Origin of the sequence: Agromyces bauzanensis (genome assembly GCF_014645655.1) — a bacterium.
In the GTDB taxonomy this organism is placed as follows: Bacteria; Actinomycetota; Actinomycetes; order Actinomycetales; family Microbacteriaceae; genus Agromyces; species Agromyces bauzanensis.
In genome coordinates this window covers 106,581-124,240 of sequence record NZ_BMMD01000011.1, presented here as the reverse complement: position 1 = coordinate 124,240, position 17,660 = coordinate 106,581, and the positions used below count along the sequence as shown (strand labels likewise).

Here is a 17,660-nt window from a genome sequence, read left to right as displayed (position 1 = left end):
GTCGCCGCCGAGATCAGAAGACCAGAACAAGCGCGGGAGTACCAACTAGCCAGAACCTCGGTACCAGGTCGCTGGACAATCGGTACCGAGAAGCGCTACGCGCCAGCGAAGGATGCAGTAGATCTGCACAACCTCCTGACGATCGTCGACTCATGGCCTGAGGCTGAGATCGGCGGATGGCGCCTCGATCGCGCGCCCCGTCGCGGGAGCCGGTCAGATGCCGCGCGCATCCTCCACGGGTTCGCCGAAACTGCTCAGGCCAATCCAGCCCTGCGAGCCGCTGAGATCAGCGGGCCGCGTCTTGTTGCGCTGATCCGCAAGCACATCGCTCGAGTCAGTTGGCCACGACGGCGAAGGTGCGATTGAGGCTCTTGACGGCTGCGTGGGTCGCGGTCAGTCGATCGTGTAGTTGATCGACGTGCAAAACTCCATGATCGGAAGTACCGCAGCTTAGAATCCGCGAACACCGGCAGGGTCTGCACGGTGTGGCTGAGGTGGTTGATGAGGTGGTCGCCGCGGCCGTAGATCATACCGGCCTTGAGGATCGTGTAGTCCAGGCCCGAGTCGCGGACCAGATCTTCGGCCGCCCATTTCGACTCGTGGTACGGCGATCCGCAGTCGGGCCGCGCCCGCAGGAAGCTCAGCATGATGACCATGCGCACCCCGGCGCGCTTGGCCGCTGCGATCACGTTCGCGGTGCCCTCGATGTGCACCCGCTGGTAGGTCTGGTCGCCGATCTGCCGGTTGATGCCCGCGCAGTGCGCGACGACCTCGCACCCCTCGAACGCCCGCGTCAGTGCGTCGACGTCACTGGTGTCGACGCCGGTGCGTCGGGAGATGATGACGGATGCCTCGGGCCCGAGCCGTTCGGCCAGGTGCGTCCGACGAATCCGGTGCCGCCGGTGATCGCGGTGCGGGGGTGGGTCATCTGGCGACGCGGTCGACCTTGCTGAGGAGTTCGCCTGTGACCACGGTGGGGTCAGGAGCCTCCGTGCTGCCGCTGCGCAGCGGCATAGATCGCCGCCATGTTGGTTACTCGGTCTGCAACCGAACCAGGAGGCGGTGCATGACGGGCCGAATGCCGCTGGAAGAGTTGGCTGTTGTGGATGTCTTCGCCGAAGCGGAGATGGAGCTTCGACTCGAGGGTGAATCCGCCTGCGACAGTTGCCCGGAAATGCCCAGCCGCCCATGAGAACTCCGATCCAGGGCTTAGCTGAAAATGGGAGGCCCGTGCCGTCAGCGCACAGATCCAATCTGCGAATTGGATACCGGAGTTGAGTTTGCTCTCGATGTGCAACGGTGCCTCGATGATCCGCTTCATTTCGGGCCGGCGGCGCGAGTATATGTGCGCGTACATCCTGGCGGCGAGCTCTTGTCTCGTCTTGTCGGTGAATGAATCCATCAAGATGAGGAGGTCTTGGTTCGCCTTGTCCGCGTGGGTGCAGAGCCGATTGATCATCTCGCGCAGAGCGTCGTGCATGATTGCCTGCGAGTCCCGGCCGGTCTGCTTGAGCGTGCCGGGCACCTTCTCATCGCCGTAGTAGAAGAGGTGGCCGTCAAGCGAACGGAGCCGATGGATGAGCCCCCTGAAGGCCCGGATCTGTTCGGGGCGGGCCGCGATGCTGCCCGTCGTGAAGTACTCGGAGCCTTTGCGTTCCCACTGCGCGGGCGCGGAGCTCTTGTCGATCTCGGTCTTGAAGAGTGAGGTCTTCACCCGTTTGAATTCGGCTCCCATATCGCGAGCGTTGTTAGCAGGAAGGATGAATCCGGCGTATCCGAATACAGGATGCTGACCGTACTTCGGGTGACCTGGTTCTATGTAGGGGCCGACATTCCCGAACTCATCGAGGTACGCGACGAGCAATCGGATGCCTCCCTTAACGCAAGAACCCACGCACAAGGCGTGGGTTCTTCGAAGTGGCGCGTCATCCGTGTTTCAGGAATCGCTACCAATGACAATGTAACCCATTCTTGACCGACCCTGTCAACAGGTGAGGGACACCTTGGTACGGCCTCTTCAGCATAGCCACGGGGACCGACAAGGGTCTGCCGTGCTTGGGCAGTTTGCGCGAGCGCAATTGGTCGAGAAGACGAGCGGCGAAAGCGTTGAGGCTGGTGCCGTACCGCAGCGCCTCGGCCGCCAACTTGCGATGAACTGCTGGATCAACTCGCAGGTTCACATGCCCTGAGGTCGTCGGGCACGGATGCCGCGGGCGGCGCGGCGTCCGTCACGCCCTCGGCGAGCATGCGCACTTGGGCCTTCGCGACGAGCGGCACCTTCATGGTCCACTCGGTCACCTGCGCGAGCGCGTACTGCGCCCACACCGGCCATGGCACCACGACCACGCGGCGTCCGAGAACGGATGCCACGCGCCGCACGGCCTTCGACAGCAGGAGCTGCTCGGCGCCGACGACTGCGACGGTCGCACGCGGCATCCGCCCGTCGATGGCGGCGACGAGGATGTCGGTGAGGTCGTCGATCGGGATGGGCCGGTCCCTGAGCTTGTCGAAGGGCGGAAGCCGACGGTCGCGAACACCGGCAGGGTCTGCACGGTGTGGCTGAGGTGGTCGATGAGGTGGTCGCCGCGGCCGTAGATCATGCCGGCCTTGAGGATCGTGTAGTCCAGGCCCGAGTCGCGGATCAGCTCTTCGGCGGCCCATTTCGACTCGTGGTACGGGGATCCGCAGTCGGGCCGCGCTCGCAGGAAGCTCAGCATGATGACCTTGCGCACCCCGGCGCGCTTGGCCGCCTCGATCACGTTCGCGGTGCCCTCGATGTGCACCCGCTGGTAGGTCCGGTCGCCGATCTCGCGGTTGATGCCCGCGCAGTGCGCGACGACCTCGCACCCCTCGAACGCTCGCGTCAATGCGTCGACGTCACCGCCGCTCGGGCTCCTTGTCCTTAGTCCGCTCGATCTTCTCGAGGAGTTGGCCGCTGCGGGTGCCATGCACTGCTTGGTTGAACGCCGCTGCCTGTCTGTATTGGCCGATGCCAGACCAGCAGCGGCTAAGCCACCAAATAGAGCTATAGGAACGGAGCCGAACTTGTGAGCGTCTGGAGAACCATGCGACCCGTCCTCGGCGAGCACGCGCATCTGCGCCTTCGGGATGAGCGGCACCTTGGTCGCTCGGTTCGAGGCGTTCGTCGCAGAGGTGTGGGCTAGACGTCGTCTTTGTCTCGACCCTTCCGCTTTCGCGACCGCTCGTATGCCTCTTGCTCGGCCTTGCGCTCGGACGGTCTGCTCCTCGCCCAAGCCCACACCACTACGAGGATTCCGATGAGCGACAGGAAGAGCGAACCTTGGACGAAAGTCGACAGCCCGGCTGGCACGTCCTCGTCGCGCACGATGAACCAGAGAAGGATCGCCTCGCTTAGCAGTGCCAACGTAGTCTGGGAGGCGAAGTAGAGGCGCTCGGGGGATTGCATTTTCCATCCGAGGAAGATCGGCCCGAGTAACCCGACGACCAGCAGCGCGGGCAGAATCTGCGCGATGGTGCTCGCGGATGCGAGACTCATCTGATGCTCTCTCTCGGCTATGACGGCGGCAACGATAGGCCAGAAGCTAAGCCGCGTCCGTTTCAGAGTCGGATCCTGTGAAGCCATCCAGCTCGCGGTACAAGTCCGTGTACAGCCCGCGGTAGCGGTACGACTTTATTTCAGTCTTGGGCATCGGATGGAAGCCGTAGTTGCGGAGGTACTTCGTCCCCGCAACCTCGACGCCCCAAAGGGTGCGCGCTAGTGGGGGGAAGATCTCTGCCGCCACGACCTGCGATCCATCGCCCCCAGCGGCATTCACGCAGTAACGGAATCCACCAAGCGCAATGTCCACGGCAGAACTTATGTGCGAGGCGTTGTCAGATGTCATCCCGAAAAAGTTGATCCGATCGTCCACAGCCACCCGTTTGCCTTCGACGTCAATTCCGTGTTGGAACAGCTCCGCTAGGTGGATGTGCTGTTCATCCGCTCGGTCCATCATCATCACGCCGGTCGCGCCTTCGCGCTCAAGGAATCGGTGATAGGCCCACGTCACGGTATTCAGCGCCCAATTCATCCGGACCTGATCCGTTACTCCCTTGGCGATGTTGTGGAGGATGAGATAGGCGATCATCTTCACGTCGAACTCTTCCAGAGACTCGACCAGCTCACGCTTCGCGGCCTTCGAATCGTCGATCGTGACTTGTGTCGGTCGCGATCTGGTGTGGAACTTGAAACTGTCTCCGCGCGTGTATCCGTACTTCGCACGGATCTCACCGACCCGCTCAGTGAGCTTGAGAAATTGCTCATCATCGAGAACAAGCCCGCCGTAGATAAAGAACTTGTCTTCGACAAAGTCATTGTTTGTCTCATCGGTAACGAACCAGTGCATGGATCGGAGAGTATCCCGTGGGGCGACGAGAACGCACCCCGCGTTCGGGTGCCACGAGAGCTCGGAAGTTGTCGCAAGCACTCGATGAAGTCAGTCGACCGCGACGGCCACGCGGGCATCCGCCCGTCGATCGCGGCGACGAGGATGTCGGTGAGGTTGTCGATCGGGATGGGCTGGATGGGCTTCTCGCGGAAGCCGACGGTCGCGAACACCGGCAGGGTCTGCACCGTGCGGCTGAGGTGGTCGATGACGTGGTCGCCGCGGCCGTAGATCATGCCGGCCTTGAGGATCGTGTAGTCCAGGCCCGAGTCGCGGATCAGCTCTGACTCAACGGCGTTACCGGCTGCCGCGACGCTCGGCCGCGAACTCGCATCGAGAAGTGAGTATGCCTGCGTTCGCTCTAGGCACTCCAGTAGCTCAGCGCATCTCGGTCATGAGCACTAGTCATCGACGTCATCTATACCGACCTTTTTCTCGAGCACGGCCTGAACTTCAGCTTCCAGAGCGAGGTAGCCCTGCGCGCCCAGATCATTCATGTACGCCTCGGCCTCGAGCTTCAACTGCTCGTCGCCAGACCTCATCGCGTTGGCGATGACCACCGGAATCGCGTGCGTGTTCATGTCGAACGCCACTCGATCGCCTTCACCCCTACTGCCGAGCAGGCGCTTGAGGAGCGCAAGCGCAGCAGCAGGATCGGCAGTCGATGCTTGCGCGAGTTCCTTCCCGATCATGTAACGCTCCTTCGCGATACCAGGGTCGAGCTCTAGCGCATCAATAAGACGTGGGAGCCACCACTCCGCGGAGAACGAGTCACTCTTGGCAAGCCAATAGATGCCCTCGAGTTCCTTGCTGTCCTCCGGATGTTCTCGAACGTGGCGGATCCGGTCGTCCCAGAGCTCTCCGAATCGGTCGCGAATCGAATCGTCTGCTGTCGTGGCGTGAAAGAACGACCAAGCGACCTTGCCAAGAGCGTCGCCACGAATCTCGGGGCTCGTCGATGTGAAGAATGCGTGAAATACAGGGTCCTCTGACGTGATGTGCCCGAAGACGCAGGCGTCAATGACCCATTCGCCGATCCGAGAGAGTGGGTCGGATTCTCCTTTCCATCCGGCTACAAGAGACTCGCCGACTTCGATTGCCGCAAGCATCGAGGGGGTCAAGAGATCGTACATGGCGCGGTTGTATCGGTGGGTCGCCATCGCCGTTGTCAACACGATCTGCTGTTCGACTGAGATGCCACCCCCGGAACCGACCAGGTCTTCAAGATGGGCATCGATCCAGTCGGAGGCACTTGTAAGTAGGCGCCCAAAGCCCTCGCCGAGCGCAGCACGGCCCGCCCCATGCTGATCGCGTCGTGAAGCCTCCGACTCAATGGCTTTGAGGGCATCGTCCCGCCAAGGCGCGCCTTCGGAACGTGTCGCGGTGAAGATGAGCGCGCGCACCCGGCTCGGCCACTGCCAGTTGAGAGACATGTTGAGCGGGTCCGAGCCCGAACCTTCGTGGCGGTAGGTGTCGTACTCAACCCACGCGTCTTCGTCGTCGGCGTTGTAAATAAGGAGTTCCGCAAACCGCTGCTCGTAGGCGTCCGGGACCTGGACCGAGCCACGCTTCTTGAGGAGTTCTTCCAGGAGCCCGACTGCCGCATCCTTCGCGCCGCGGTAGTTCTTGTCGTCGTCGAAGTCACCGCCCTCGACGAAGAAAGGTGACTCCAACGAGTGATTCAACACATCCTCGACGAGGTCGGCGACTTGCGACCAGTCGAGTTCGAGGTCGGCCTTCAACGCTGCTTCCCAGCCCTGCAAGATTGCGCGTAGGTAAGTTGGGCGTAGCTGCATGTCCAGCTGCGGAACCCCCCGGAGGGCCAGCGGATTGGTCGTTAGAAGACCCGAGAGCGCTCGACCTTGACCCTCGTGGGATGGCTCGGGCCCCCAGCCGTCACCATTGTCGTGCCAGCTGGCGAGGTGAACCACGAGCTCGGCCGGAGCCATCGCGGCCATCTCGTCCTGGCCGGTGTGAGGGTTCGGGCCGGACCAACTTGTAATTCGGCCCATCGGCTCGAGGGGGTCATCGATGACGCCGTTTGACTCGTTGAGCTTGGCGAGGTCTTCGCGTAATTCAGTAGGGAGCGCTTCGTGACCAATAGCGGAGAGCCAGCTATGCCTGTATCGCTCGGCCTTAGCGTGAATGCTCCCTTCAAACTGCTCATCGGTGGTCCCCACTGGGCGGTCGAGGCGCTCGCGCATCCATGCAAGATCTGCCTCGAACGCCTGCGCGAGAAATGGCGTCACCACGGAAGTCGCGGCGTAGTCCGCGCGCGCGGCGGCCTGCGCTAGTTGTGCGTATTCCACCCGGAGGTATTCATCGTCAGACGCCGGATCGCCAAGCAGTTGCTTCGCCGCATCGCCAAGTTTCTTGGCTTGGCCTCCCTCGTCGAGCTCTCTACGAATCGCCTCGGCTACGACGAAGATTGCGATCTTCCGCAACAACTTCACGCCGGTTCGTAACAACACGTCGACAGTCTCGCCAGGCTCGACGCGCATCGCAGGGATAGCTATATCACGAACAGCTTCGATGAGCGCGTCCTCCGGGCGATCAGTTGCATCGCTGCGTGAGTCGATCGAGGGGCGGTCCATTGCGCTGAAGTCGTGCTCTCCGGATGCGTGGCCCGACACGTGGACATATGTGGAAAGCCATCCGACGAGAGCCTTGAGCGCATTCTCCCCCAAAGCGGGAACAATCCTCGGCAACTCTTCCTCATACCAGTACTCCTCTAGGAGAAGTTGGGGTTTGCGGATCTTTCCAGTCTCCTCGCTGGCGCGCGGCTGGAAGAGAGTGTTCGCCAACCAACGGCCAAGCTTCGGGTGCCCTCCCTCCAGCAAGTTGATCGCCAACGAAACGAGAGAGCGCGGGTCCGTTCTCCAACCGAATCCTGTCTTCACCCAGTCCTTGAGAAGAGGCTCCAATCGAACGCTCGAATCGGGGGGAATCTGCGATCCGATTTCGAACACAGCGCGACGTACCCAGCCGTTGTTGCTGCCCTGTAGCTCACGGAGCACGTCGACCACGTCGTCGGGCGCTTGCGGCGCAATGCGGGTCAGGTAGGAGAGTTCAGGCCAGTAAGTGTCGCGGATGTATCCATCCCCGGTCGACTCTGGCTCGGGCGGACTCGTGAAAGCTCCGGCCTCCATCAGGGGGCGAACCCAGAGCGGATTCTCCAGACCTTCGTAGAACACTCGCCGGAGCTGATATGTCGGGATTCTCAGGAGAGCTGCGCGCGCCTGCTCTGCGGTTGGTGCTCTGTAGCTAGGCATCGGTTCCTGCCTCCATCGCGTTGATCTCAGCAAGCAAATCATCAATGGAATGCCTGGCTGTGAAGAACGCGGTGATTACACCGTCCAGCAGTTCGTCAAAGACGCCGATGTGCCGACGGATTTCGTCATCGCTTGGGAGGTCGGACTCCGCGGCGTCCCAGTCGTGAAGGTGCGCCCACTTCACAAAATAGTCGCGAGACTCGATCCAGCGCGAAACCGCGGCGTGACTCGCGTTGTCGTCGTCAGTGATCAGGGCGGCGACGTCATCTCGAATTCGGCGCTTCTCGTGTACGGATGCCTTGAACAGCTTGTCCATTGCTGCCGCGACTTCTTGCGGAACTGGGACAGAGTCGCCATCCCCGTCTAATTCGAGCTCTGGGTATCGCGCGAGCAAATCCGGAAGCGCCTTCATCTGCTCGCGTGACGACGGCTTGAACTTCGGAGCGGTTGGGCGGCCCATCGAACCTAGCACCCGATTCATGACCTCACGCATGCAGTGCCCGATAAACGCGACGCGCGTGCGACGATCTGGTACCTCGAGCTGGAACCCGAGCAACATCAGGGCTGTGCTGTAGAAGTTGGCGACCTCCGATCGCTTGCTTTCCAATGCGGTAAGAATCCGCCGCTGTCTCTCGTCCATGAATGCGTCCGGTTCAGGCATTGGGACCTACTCGCTGGCCGCGTCGTCCGCAAAAGGCTCCCGCCTGCTCAAGCACGAGGTCAACCACCTTCTCTTCGGCGTCAGGCGGATAGTCATCCTTCGCCAGGAGGCGTGCGGGTCGTGCCATGCCGGTTCTCCTCCACAACGAGGTGGTTACGTCTGCTTGTCCACAGAGGTCGCGCTAAGGGTAGCGCCGTTGACCAACACGCCGTGCTCTCGAGGAATGTCCACACAGCCTCGCCCACTCGGGCCGACGAGGGGCGGGAATACCCGCGCCCACTCCGCGTTGAACTTGAGCGTACCCAACTCAAGTTCCCAGGAGGATTGGTGCCCGAAGACTTCAACCCCGAAGCCGGCGCGAGCTCGTTCGACGAGTTCCTGTCCCGGTATCTCGCTGGTGAACAGGCGCGTCAGGCTCGGTCGATCGACCTCAGCCGGTTCCTGACCGCCCGCACGCAAGGCATCCTGCAGCAGGCAGGACGCTTCGCGCTTGAGCGCGGCCAGACCGAGCTCGACGCCCTGCACATCCTGCGCGTGATCGCCGAAGACGACAGCGTGAAGCAGGCCGTCGAGCGCATCGGCGTCGCCCCTGAGCGCATCATCACGGCGACCGAGGCGCGCCTGCCCGCGGCATCCGACACCGCTGACATCAACGCGGCCACGATCACACCGTCGGCCAGCCGCGCGCTGTTCCACGCGTACCAGGTCGCGCGCTCGGCCGGCTCGACGTACATCGACCCCGAGCACCTCTTCTTCGCGCTCGTGCTGGGGCAGGATGCCCCCGCCGGCCAGGTGCTGGCGCGCGCCGGCGTCACCGCCGAGGCGCTCACGCAGGGCATGCGCGAGACCGTCACCCCGGGCGCTGAGGGCGCAGAGGGCATGACGGATGCCGCAGGCACCGGCTCAGCGGCATCCGCCACCCCCATGCTCGACAAGTTCGGACTCGACCTCACCCAGCGCGCCCGCGATGGCGAGCTCGACCCGGTGATCGGACGCGTCGACGAGATCGAGCAGACCATCGAGATCCTCAGCCGCCGCACGAAGAACAACCCCGTGCTGATCGGTGAGGCCGGCGTCGGCAAGACCGCGATCGTCGAGGGCCTCGCCCGCGCGATCGTCGAGGAGTCGGTGCCCGAGGCCCTGCTCGGCAGGCGAGTGATCTCGCTCGACCTGCCCGGCATGCTCGCCGGCACCCGCTACCGCGGCGACTTCGAGGAGCGCCTCACCAAGACCATGGAGGAGATCGCCGCGCACAAGGGGGAGCTCATCATCTTCATCGACGAGGTGCACACGGTCGTCGGTGCCGGCGGTGCCGGTGACGGCGGCATGGACGCGGGCAACATCCTGAAGCCCCGCCTCGCCCGCGGCGAGTTGCACCTCGTCGGCGCGACCACGCTCAAGGAGTACCGCACCATCGAGAAGGACCCCGCGCTCGAGCGCCGGTTCCAGCCGGTGAAGGTCGGTGAGCCCTCGATCGAGGACGCCGTGCTCATCCTGCAGGGCCTGCGCCCCGCATACGAGGAGCACCACGGCGTCACCTACACCGACGAGGCCCTCCGCGCATCCGTCGAACTCAGCGCGCGCTACCTCACCGACCGCGTGCTGCCCGACAAGGCCATCGACCTCATCGACCAGGCCGGCGCGCGCCTGCGCCTCAAGCTGGGCGTGAAGGTGGATGTCTCGGAGCTGATCTCGCGCTTGGCGGACCTCGAGGCCGACAAGAACGCGGCCGTGCGCGCCGAGCACTACGAGGAGGCATCGCGCATCCGCGACGAGATCCAGAAGGTGCAGACGAAGCTGGATGAGGCCACCGAGAAGGCCGCCGCGCAGGGTCGCGTCGCGACATCCGGTTCGACGGATGCCGCAGCCGACGCAGCGTCGACGACCGTCGACGAGGCGCAGATCGCCGCCGTGATCTCGCGGGCCACCGGCATCCCGGTCAATCGGGTTACCGAGGGAGAGCGCGAGCGTCTCGCGAACCTCGAAGGCGAGCTGCACGCCGCGGTCATCGGGCAGGACGACGCGGTCACCGCCGTCGCCCGCTCGGTGCGCCGCAACCGCACCGGCATGGGTGACGCGCGCCGGCCCGTCGGCTCGTTCCTGTTCCTCGGACCCACCGGCGTCGGCAAGACCGAGCTGGCGCGTGCCTTGGCCGCGTCGCTGTTCGACGACGAGGGCGCGATCATCCGCTTCGACATGAGCGAGTTCGGCGAGCGGCACACCGTGTCGCGGCTCGTCGGCGCCCCTCCCGGCTATGTCGGTTACGACGAGGCCGGCCAGCTCACGGAACGCGTGCGGCGCAACCCGTACTCGATCGTGCTGTTCGACGAGGTCGAGAAGGCGCACCCTGACGTGTTCAACCTGCTGCTGCAGGTGCTCGACGACGGACGCCTCACCGATGGCCAGGGTCGCACGGTCGACTTCCGCAACACGGTGGTCGTGATGACCTCGAACCTCGGTTCGGAGTTCCTCGCGTCCCGCTCGGGTGCCCTCGGCTTCGTCGCGTCGGATGCCTCGGGCTTCGCGTCTCAGGACGACGTGCGCCAGCGCGTGATGGGCAAGGTGCGCGAGGCCATGCGGCCCGAGTTCCTGAACCGCATCGACGAGATCGTGCTGTTCCAGAAGCTCACGCAGGCCGAGATCGCGCAGATCGTGCGCCTGATGCTCGGTGCGACGTCGTCGCGGCTTGCCGCTCGCGAGGTGTCCATCGAGGTGTCGGATGCCGCGGTCGAGTGGCTCGGCGAGCACGGTTACGAGCCCGAATACGGCGCCCGCCCGCTGCGTCGCGTGATCCAGCGCGAGATCGACGACCGCATCGCCGACCTGTTCGTCTCGGGCGAGCTCGGCGATGGCGAGGGCGTGCGAGTGGATGCCGCGGACGGCGCGCTCGTCGTGGCATCCGTGCCCCGCGCCACCGTGGAGGTACCGCAGGCCGCGTAACCCCCTGCTGTCGTCATCCGCCGAACGCCTCGGCCCTGATGTCAGGGCCGAGGCGTTCGGCGCGTGGAACGCCAGGTCAGGTCTACGACCTGGATCGACGACTCTGGTCTCGAACCACGACACTCTCCTGCCCGCACTCTGCTGCGCGTCCCGCAGCGCGGTTTCGAGGTCTTCCTTGGTCGGTCTTGGAGGGGTTCCAGACGATACCCGCATGCGTTCGTGGCATTCATGACACACCCTCCACGTCAGCGGCGCGCTGGACCCGCGCCCGCACTTTCACACGGGGCGACAGGTCATAGCCGGCAAGCTCCGACTCAACGACGGAGCGCACTTGACTCTTCTCCACGAACTGCCCCGGCTCGGGCCGAACAGTCACATCCGCGCCCCGGTGGCTGATACCCACGACCACCGCGCCTTTGGACAGGTCCAACTCGCGCCGCACCTGCTCCGCGATCGAGGACACGATCACCCCGTTGTCCACGACCACCGCGTGCGAGGAGACTCCAAGCTGATGCATCGGTCGCCGCCCTGGGCCGAGTGCGAGACAGACGAGAACGATCCCGGCTACCGCCGCGAGCACTCCAACTGCGACAACAAGTGCCTGTGGTTGCACAACCCCGAGGGCCGCACCATCCAACGAGCGAAAGACAACGCTCTACAAGTGAGACGGCGCTCGAGCGCCGAACGTCACAAGAAACTCACAACGAGCAAGGAAAGCGTGGACGGCCCGGATGAAATCGGCGACCGTGGGCTCGACCCGACGACACATCGAGGCCGCCTGATGCGTCTGCGGCGATCATCGTCATCTACGTGGGGGCGGCGCTCCGCCCCCACCCCCCGCAAGCCGCCCACTGCCGACGTCGCGAGTAGGGTGATCTCAGGTCGATACCGTCCGCACGGGCACAGGAGGAAACGATGGGCTACGCCCTCAGCACGACCGTCCACCAGCCGTTCAACACGACACTTGCTGCGACCCGCGAGGCGTTGGCCGCCCACGGATTCGGGGTACTGACCGAGATCGACATGGCCGCGACTCTGAAGAAGAAGCTCGACGTCGACATCGCACCCCAGGTGATACTCGGCGCCTGCAATCCGCCCAGCGCCTACGAAGCCTTGCAGGCGGAGGAGTCCATCGGGCTGCTGCTGCCGTGCAATGTGGTCGTGCGTTCAGTCGACACCGAGACCACGGCCGTGGAGACCATCGATCCGGCGACGATGCATGAGCTCACGGGAAACGACGCCATGCTGCCCGTGGCCGAGCGGATCGGCGGGATGCTGCGAGCCACCCTCGACAGCCTCCACACCTGACGTTCCAGGCCGAACTACGCCACCGCGACCCGGTCCCCATCCGCCGACGCGTCTCGGCCGCGCTCGACGAGGGCCTTGCTCATCCGCAGGATCGCCTCGCGCATGATCGGCCTCGGCATCGCGAAGATGAAACGGGTATGACCGATCGCCGCCTCGCCGCAGGCGGCCCCGTCAGTCATCGCGACGCCTGCGTGGTCACGGAACCACTCGCCGAGATCGCCGGTGAGTCCAGTCGCACGGAAGTCGAGGAGGGCGATGTAGCTGCCCTCGGGCATGACCAGCCGCACGTCGGGCAGGTGCTCCGCGACGAGCTCCGTGAGCAGTCGGCGGTTACCGTCGAGGTAGTCGACGACCGTTTCGAGCCAGCGGCCTCCGGCAGAGTAGGCGGCAGTGTTGGCGAGCACGCCCAGGGTGGAGGTGCCGTGGCCGGCCCAGAATCCGAACGACTCCCACATCGCGGCATCCGCGTCGTTGGAGAGGATCACCTGGGCGCACTTGAGGCCAGCCAAATTCCACGCCTTCGATGCGGATGACGCGGTGATGGTGTGCGAGGCAGCAGTCTCGGAGACCGATGCGTAGGGCACATGCACCGCGGGGGAGTAGACGATGGGGGCGTGGATCTCGTCGGAGAACACGCGGCCCTGCTTCTCGGCGACGATGTCGGCGATGGCGAGCAGCTCGTCGCGGGTCGCGACGGTGCCGAGCGGGTTGTGCGGGTTGCAGAGCACAAGCAGCTCGCCGCCATCGTCGAACGCCCGGCGGAGCCCTTCGGGGTCGATCACCCAGCGGCCGTCGACTTCGAGGCTCGGCACCTCGATCACGCGGCGTCCGAGCATTGGGGGCACCATCAGGAACGGCATATACGCGGGGGTCGGCACGATCACGGCCGAATCCGGCCCGGTGAAGCTCTTCATCGTCAACTCGAACGCGGCGATCACGTCGGGCACGTGGTGCACGCGGTCGGCAGGCACCTGCCACCCGTATGCGTCGGCGTACCAGTCGGCCGTCGCCTGAGCCAGGTCGGCCGCCAGCTGCGTGGGGAGGTACCCCGTCAGGCCGCGGTCGAGTGCGGACTTCAGAGCGGTGCTGATCGAGGGGGCGAGTCCGAAGTCCATCTCGGCGACGAACGCACCGATCATGTCGGGGAACATCGTCCACTTCACGCTGCCCGCGTCGCGGAGCTCGCCTTCGGAGATGGAATCGAAGTCAACGGTCACCATGGGTCTTTCCTCTCGGGGTGTTCGGTCATTCGTCGTTGGCGCCCTCGGCCGTGGCCTCTGCCACGCCCTCGTCGGAGCCCGACAGCTCGTTCAGGTAGTTGTAGATCGTGAAGCGGCTCACCTCGAGCGATTCGGCGATCATCTCGACCGCCTCACGCAGCAGGAAGAGCCCGCGGGCCTTCAACTCGGCCACGACCTGCAGCTTGTGTTCCTTCTTCATCCGCGAGACCGGCAGACCCACTGCCGAGATCGTCCTGTGGATGAGGTAGGAGGCGAGTTCGTCGACGTCGCGCACGAAGGTCTCCTTCGGCTCCGCCGGGCTCGCCAGCGCGACGGGCGGATCGCCCGGGCGCACACCGGCGACGGAGACCATCACGTCGGCGATCTGCTTGATCGCCATCCATGCCGAGATGTCGGTGTTGATGCACAACGCGGCGACGGGGTTGTTGGCGACATCCCGGATGATCATGGTCGACGAGCGCATGCGCCGGCCGTCGGAGAGCACCGTCTCGTACCCGAGGTCGTGCTCCTGGAACCCCGTGACCGCCTGCTGGAGCAACAGGTCGGTGGCCGGATCGCCGATGCGACGGCCGGTCACGTCGCCGAACACGGCAACGATGGAGTTCGGCAGCAGGCTCAGGTCGTGCAGTACGACCTCGCTCGAGGTGGGGAGCGCCCGCCCGATCGGCTCGACGAGCCGCGAGAAGACCGTGATCAGCCGTTCACCGTCGATCGTGCGGCGCGGCGCGCGATCACCGGTGTGCTCATCGTCGAGCGCACGCGACTGTTCATTCATGGATTCTCTCCTCAAGTACGAAGGCCGGGTGGCCGTGACAAGCAATATCTCAACACAGAGTTGTGGTCTGGTTCTACCCCACCACGGACAACGGCGTCATCCTCGCTATCGTCGGCGGCTCTATGCGGTTAGGGAACGGCTGATCAGCGGATGTTTCCAGCAAGCTCAGTGATCCATTCAACTTGTGTGAGTGCATTCAATCACGTGTTGCACGCATGTAAAGAGCGTGTAAAACCAACACGAAGTTGAAGAACGTAGGGCTCTGCGCGGCTAGCTTGAACCAACTGTTGAGTTGAGGCGCCACTCTCGTCAACCAGCGCACTTCGAACACCCCCGCACTTCGAACTGTCCCTGTAGCCCGAGGAGTAGTCCATGAATCCCTATCTCGCATCTCGCCGCGGTCACCGCGGCGGGAGGCTCACCGCCGTCGCCGGCGCGACCCTCGCCGTCGGCGTCGCACTCGCCGGATGCGCCGGAAGCGCCGACGGCCCCGAAACGTCGGCGACCGCGGAACCCACCCCCGGCGGCGACCTCATCATCGGCACGTACCTCGACCCCACGTGCATCGACAACCAGCAGCTCGGCACCAACGTATCGCTGAGCATCACGCGCCAGCTCGTGGACTCGCTGACCGAGCAGGACCCCGAGACCGGCGAGGTCACACCCTGGCTCGCCGAGTCGTGGGAAGTGAACGAAGACAGCTCGGCGTTCACCTTCGCGCTGCGCGACGACGTCACCTTCAGCGACGGATCGGAGTTCACCGCCCAAGTGGTCAAGGACAACATCGACGGGATCGTGGCGCTCGGCGCGAAGGCCCCCATCGCCGGGCCCTACGTGGCCGGCCTCGAGGCGGCGACGGTGATCGACGACCACACGATCGAGATCTCTTTCTCGCGGCCCAACGCGCAATTCCTGCAGGCGACGGCGAACATCGCCATGGGCATGGTCTCGAGCGAGACGGCTGCCATGACCGCCGACGAGCGGTGTGCCGCGGGAGTCGTCGGCACGGGCCCCTTCGTGCTCGAGAGCTACACCGCCAACGACGCGACGGTCATCACCAAGCGCGAGGGCTACGACTGGGCTCCGCCCGCGGCCGACCACGACGGCGATGCCTACCTCGACAGCGTGACGTTCCAGGTGCTTCCCGAGAACAGCGTGCGCACCGGTGCACTCCTCTCCGGGCAGATCGACGCCATGGACAGCGTGCAGCAGCAGGACGAGGGTTCCCTCTCCGGCAACGGCTTCAGCATGGTCACCCGCGCGAACCCGGGCTTCGCCGTGTCCGTGATGTTCCGCCTCGATTCGGAGGTCGTCTCAGACCCCGCCGTGCGGCAGGCGATGATGATGGGCGTCGACCGTGCCGACGTGCTCACCGTGCTCGGTCCGACCGGCGCTGAGACGCTCGGCGTACTGACGCCGACAACCCCGGGCGCCGACGACTTCAGCGAGTTCCTCGAGTACGACCCCGAGGGCGCCGTCGAACTGCTCGAAGATGCAGGTTGGGCCGAGGGCGACGACGGCATCCGCGAGAAGGACGGCGTGCGGCTCGAGTTGGAGTTCCCATACTTCTTCGACGGGCCGGTCGTGGAACTCCTTCAGCAGCAATACGCCGAGATCGGCATCCGCCTGAACACCTCGCAGATGGTGGTCGCCGACTTCCTCGTCGCGCTCGAGTCCGACTCGTTCGACGCCACGGTGGGGAACCTGACCCGCGCCGACATCGACGTGCTGCGATCGACCCTCAGCAACACCGGGACGAACTACTACTCGTTGGCGGACGCAGATCTGCAGTCGCTGCTCGAGGCGCAGGCCGCCGAACCCGACCCCGCCACGCGCGTCGAGATCGCAGGCGACATCCAGGAGAGCGTGCTCGAGAACGCCTACGTGGTGCCGCTGCACGCGCTCGCCGCCGCCTACGCGGTGCGCGACGGGGTGAACGACCTGCAGTTCGAGGCGTCGAGCCGGCTCTGGCTCTACGACACCTGGATGGTGCCGTAGCCATTCTCGGGGCGGCCGCGTCGAACGGCCGGCCGCCCCGGGAACCACCCCGGTTCCACACGACGAGAGGAGACCCGGTGAGCCGCTATCTCACCGGCCGCATCGGCCAGGCCATCGTGGTGGTCTGGGCGGCCTTCACGTTGGCCTTCATCATCCTGTACCTGATGCCGTCCGACCCCGCCCAGATCATCGCCAGCGGCGGACTGCAGGGTGACGCCGGCAGCGAGGCGAGCGAACAGCAGCTGGACGAGTTGCGCGCCCAGATGGGCCTCGACCAGCCTGTCGTCGTCCAGTACGTCACCCGCCTCATCGACACGGCCACCGGCAACTGGGGCACGTCGTACCAGACCGGGCGCCCGGTCACCGAGATGCTCGCCGACAACCTGCCGCCCACGTTCGCGATCGCTGTGCAGGGCCTGCTCATCGCCGTGGTCGTCGGCATGCTCCTCGGGTTCGTCGCGACCTACACGCGCTTCGGTCCACTGCGACAGCTGCTGTATTCGCTGCCCTCGGTGGGTGCGAGCATCCCGACCTTCTGGTCGGCGCTGCTGCTCATCCAGGTGTTCTCGTTCAGCCTCCGGCTGCTGCCGGCGTTCGGGAACGACGGCTGGACGTCGACGATCCTCCCGGCCATCGCGCTGGCCATCCCGGTCTCGGCCATCATCGCGCAGGTCTTCGGCAAGAGCCTGCGCACCATGATGGCCGAACCCTTCCTCGACACGGCTCGTGCCAAGGGTGCCTCCCGTCTGCGGGCGATGGCCGTGCACGCCGCGCGCAACGCCCTGCTTCCGGTGCTGACGATGGTCGGCATGCTCCTCGGCGCCCTGCTCAGCGGCGCCGTGGTGATTGAGACCGTCTTCGGCCGGCAGGGCTTCGGCCGGATGACCGTTGAAGCCGTGAATGCGCAGGACATCCCCGTGGTGATGGGGGTCGTCGTGTTCAGCGCCATCGTCTTCGTGGTCGCCACACTCGTGGTCGACCTGCTCTACCCGCTGCTTGATCCACGGATCCGGCAGACCCTCCGGCCCCCGCGCAGACTCCTCGTGAAGGCGGCCTGAT

At 64.8% G+C, this 17,660-nt stretch carries 16 protein-coding genes and 1 pseudogene; 5 read left to right on the top strand and 12 right to left on the bottom strand.

Annotated elements, in window-relative coordinates; genetic code table 11:
* Positions 1 to 254 precede the first annotated feature (254 nt).
* From IEX31_RS10945 to IEX31_RS10920, 7 genes and pseudogenes are all read right to left on the bottom strand, one after another.
* Positions 255 to 839, bottom strand: coding sequence for an SDR family oxidoreductase (locus IEX31_RS10945; RefSeq protein ID WP_229662281.1), 585 nt, complete (start codon positions 837 to 839; stop codon positions 255 to 257).
* 140 nt (positions 840 to 979) lie between these two features.
* Entirely contained in the window at positions 980 to 1,864 is an 885-nt protein-coding gene (locus tag IEX31_RS10940) for a DUF3800 domain-containing protein (protein ID WP_188743456.1), read from the bottom strand.
* An 82-nt stretch (positions 1,865 to 1,946) separates the two neighbouring features.
* Positions 1,947 to 2,180, bottom strand: a complete 234-nt coding sequence (locus tag IEX31_RS19585) for a toxin-antitoxin system HicB family antitoxin (protein WP_188743455.1) — start codon at positions 2,178 to 2,180, stop codon at positions 1,947 to 1,949.
* On the bottom strand, positions 2,164 to 2,436 hold the full coding sequence (locus tag IEX31_RS18905; protein ID WP_229662282.1) for a hypothetical protein: 273 nt from the start codon (positions 2,434 to 2,436) through the stop codon (positions 2,164 to 2,166). The genes IEX31_RS19585 and IEX31_RS18905 overlap by 17 nt, the downstream gene beginning before the upstream one ends.
* A 200-nt stretch (positions 2,437 to 2,636) precedes the next feature.
* Positions 2,637 to 2,948, bottom strand: a pseudogene (locus IEX31_RS18900) (SDR family oxidoreductase); the annotation flags it as partial.
* Positions 2,949 to 3,160: 212 nt separating this feature from the next.
* Positions 3,161 to 3,517 carry a hypothetical protein gene (locus tag IEX31_RS10925; RefSeq protein WP_188743454.1) on the bottom strand — a complete coding sequence of 119 codons (357 nt, stop codon included), beginning with the start codon at positions 3,515 to 3,517 and terminating at the stop codon, positions 3,161 to 3,163.
* 46 nt (positions 3,518 to 3,563) lie between these two features.
* On the bottom strand, positions 3,564 to 4,367 hold the full coding sequence (locus IEX31_RS10920) for a hypothetical protein (protein WP_188743453.1): 804 nt from the start codon (positions 4,365 to 4,367) through the stop codon (positions 3,564 to 3,566).
* Positions 4,368 to 4,451: 84 nt separating this feature from the next.
* Between IEX31_RS10920 and IEX31_RS10915 the strand changes: the two genes are divergently transcribed.
* Positions 4,452 to 4,637 (top strand): hypothetical protein, encoded by a 186-nt coding sequence (locus tag IEX31_RS10915; protein ID WP_188743452.1) that lies wholly within the window; start codon positions 4,452 to 4,454, stop codon positions 4,635 to 4,637.
* 170 nt (positions 4,638 to 4,807) lie between these two features.
* Here IEX31_RS10915 and IEX31_RS10910 read toward each other — a convergent pair whose 3' ends face one another.
* Entirely contained in the window at positions 4,808 to 7,678 is a 2,871-nt protein-coding gene (locus IEX31_RS10910) for a hypothetical protein (RefSeq protein ID WP_188743451.1), read from the bottom strand.
* Complete coding sequence (locus IEX31_RS10905) at positions 7,671 to 8,339, bottom strand: hypothetical protein (protein ID WP_188743450.1); 669 nt, start codon at positions 8,337 to 8,339, stop codon at positions 7,671 to 7,673. The genes IEX31_RS10910 and IEX31_RS10905 overlap by 8 nt, the downstream gene beginning before the upstream one ends.
* Before the next feature lie 327 nt (positions 8,340 to 8,666).
* Between IEX31_RS10905 and IEX31_RS10900 the strand changes: the two genes are divergently transcribed.
* Positions 8,667 to 11,279: an ATP-dependent Clp protease ATP-binding subunit gene (locus IEX31_RS10900; protein ID WP_188743449.1), complete on the top strand. Its 2,613-nt coding sequence runs from the start codon at positions 8,667 to 8,669 to the stop codon at positions 11,277 to 11,279.
* Between the two features lie 226 nt (positions 11,280 to 11,505).
* On the opposite strand, the gene IEX31_RS10895 is transcribed toward IEX31_RS10900, so the two are convergent.
* Positions 11,506 to 11,766 (bottom strand): hypothetical protein, encoded by a 261-nt coding sequence (locus tag IEX31_RS10895; protein ID WP_188743448.1) that lies wholly within the window; start codon positions 11,764 to 11,766, stop codon positions 11,506 to 11,508.
* 428 nt (positions 11,767 to 12,194) lie between these two features.
* On the opposite strand from IEX31_RS10895, the gene IEX31_RS10890 reads away from it, so the two are divergent.
* Positions 12,195 to 12,587, top strand: coding sequence for a DUF302 domain-containing protein (locus IEX31_RS10890; protein ID WP_188743447.1), 393 nt, complete (start codon positions 12,195 to 12,197; stop codon positions 12,585 to 12,587).
* Positions 12,588 to 12,601: 14 nt separating this feature from the next.
* Here IEX31_RS10890 and IEX31_RS10885 read toward each other — a convergent pair whose 3' ends face one another.
* Both IEX31_RS10885 and IEX31_RS10880 read right to left on the bottom strand, forming a co-directional pair.
* The gene (locus tag IEX31_RS10885) at positions 12,602 to 13,807 is read right to left on the bottom strand and encodes a MalY/PatB family protein (RefSeq protein ID WP_188743446.1); all 1,206 of its coding nucleotides are present in this window, start codon (positions 13,805 to 13,807) and stop codon (positions 12,602 to 12,604) included.
* A gap of 25 nt (positions 13,808 to 13,832) precedes the next feature.
* The gene (locus IEX31_RS10880) at positions 13,833 to 14,603 is read right to left on the bottom strand and encodes a helix-turn-helix transcriptional regulator (protein WP_188743445.1); all 771 of its coding nucleotides are present in this window, start codon (positions 14,601 to 14,603) and stop codon (positions 13,833 to 13,835) included.
* A 372-nt stretch (positions 14,604 to 14,975) separates the two neighbouring features.
* Here IEX31_RS10880 and IEX31_RS10875 point away from each other — a divergent pair, with 372 nt between their 5' ends.
* On the top strand, positions 14,976 to 16,601 hold the full coding sequence (locus tag IEX31_RS10875) for an ABC transporter substrate-binding protein (protein WP_188743444.1): 1,626 nt from the start codon (positions 14,976 to 14,978) through the stop codon (positions 16,599 to 16,601).
* Positions 16,602 to 16,678: 77 nt separating this feature from the next.
* Positions 16,679 to 17,659 carry an ABC transporter permease gene (locus tag IEX31_RS10870; RefSeq protein ID WP_188743443.1) on the top strand — a complete coding sequence of 327 codons (981 nt, stop codon included), beginning with the start codon at positions 16,679 to 16,681 and terminating at the stop codon, positions 17,657 to 17,659.
* Position 17,660: the final 1 nt, after the last annotated feature.

Bases quoted from the DNA above. Each gene is read 5' to 3' on its own strand.
- IEX31_RS10915 (WP_188743452.1), top strand. From the start codon at position 4,452: ATGAAGTCAGTCGACCGCGACGGCCACGCGGGCATCCGCCCGTCGATC.
- IEX31_RS10885 (WP_188743446.1), bottom strand. From the start codon at position 13,807: ATGGTGACCGTTGACTTCGATTCCATCTCCGAAGGCGAGCTCCGCGAC.
- IEX31_RS10920 (WP_188743453.1), bottom strand. From the start codon at position 4,367: ATGCACTGGTTCGTTACCGATGAGACAAACAATGACTTTGTCGAAGAC.
- IEX31_RS10880 (WP_188743445.1), bottom strand. From the start codon at position 14,603: ATGAATGAACAGTCGCGTGCGCTCGACGATGAGCACACCGGTGATCGC.
- IEX31_RS10890 (WP_188743447.1), top strand. From the start codon at position 12,195: ATGGGCTACGCCCTCAGCACGACCGTCCACCAGCCGTTCAACACGACA.
- IEX31_RS18905 (WP_229662282.1), bottom strand. From the start codon at position 2,436: ATGCCGCGTGCGACCGTCGCAGTCGTCGGCGCCGAGCAGCTCCTGCTG.
- IEX31_RS10875 (WP_188743444.1), top strand. From the start codon at position 14,976: ATGAATCCCTATCTCGCATCTCGCCGCGGTCACCGCGGCGGGAGGCTC.
- IEX31_RS10910 (WP_188743451.1), bottom strand. From the start codon at position 7,678: ATGCCTAGCTACAGAGCACCAACCGCAGAGCAGGCGCGCGCAGCTCTC.
- IEX31_RS10905 (WP_188743450.1), bottom strand. From the start codon at position 8,339: ATGCCTGAACCGGACGCATTCATGGACGAGAGACAGCGGCGGATTCTT.
- IEX31_RS10925 (WP_188743454.1), bottom strand. From the start codon at position 3,517: ATGAGTCTCGCATCCGCGAGCACCATCGCGCAGATTCTGCCCGCGCTG.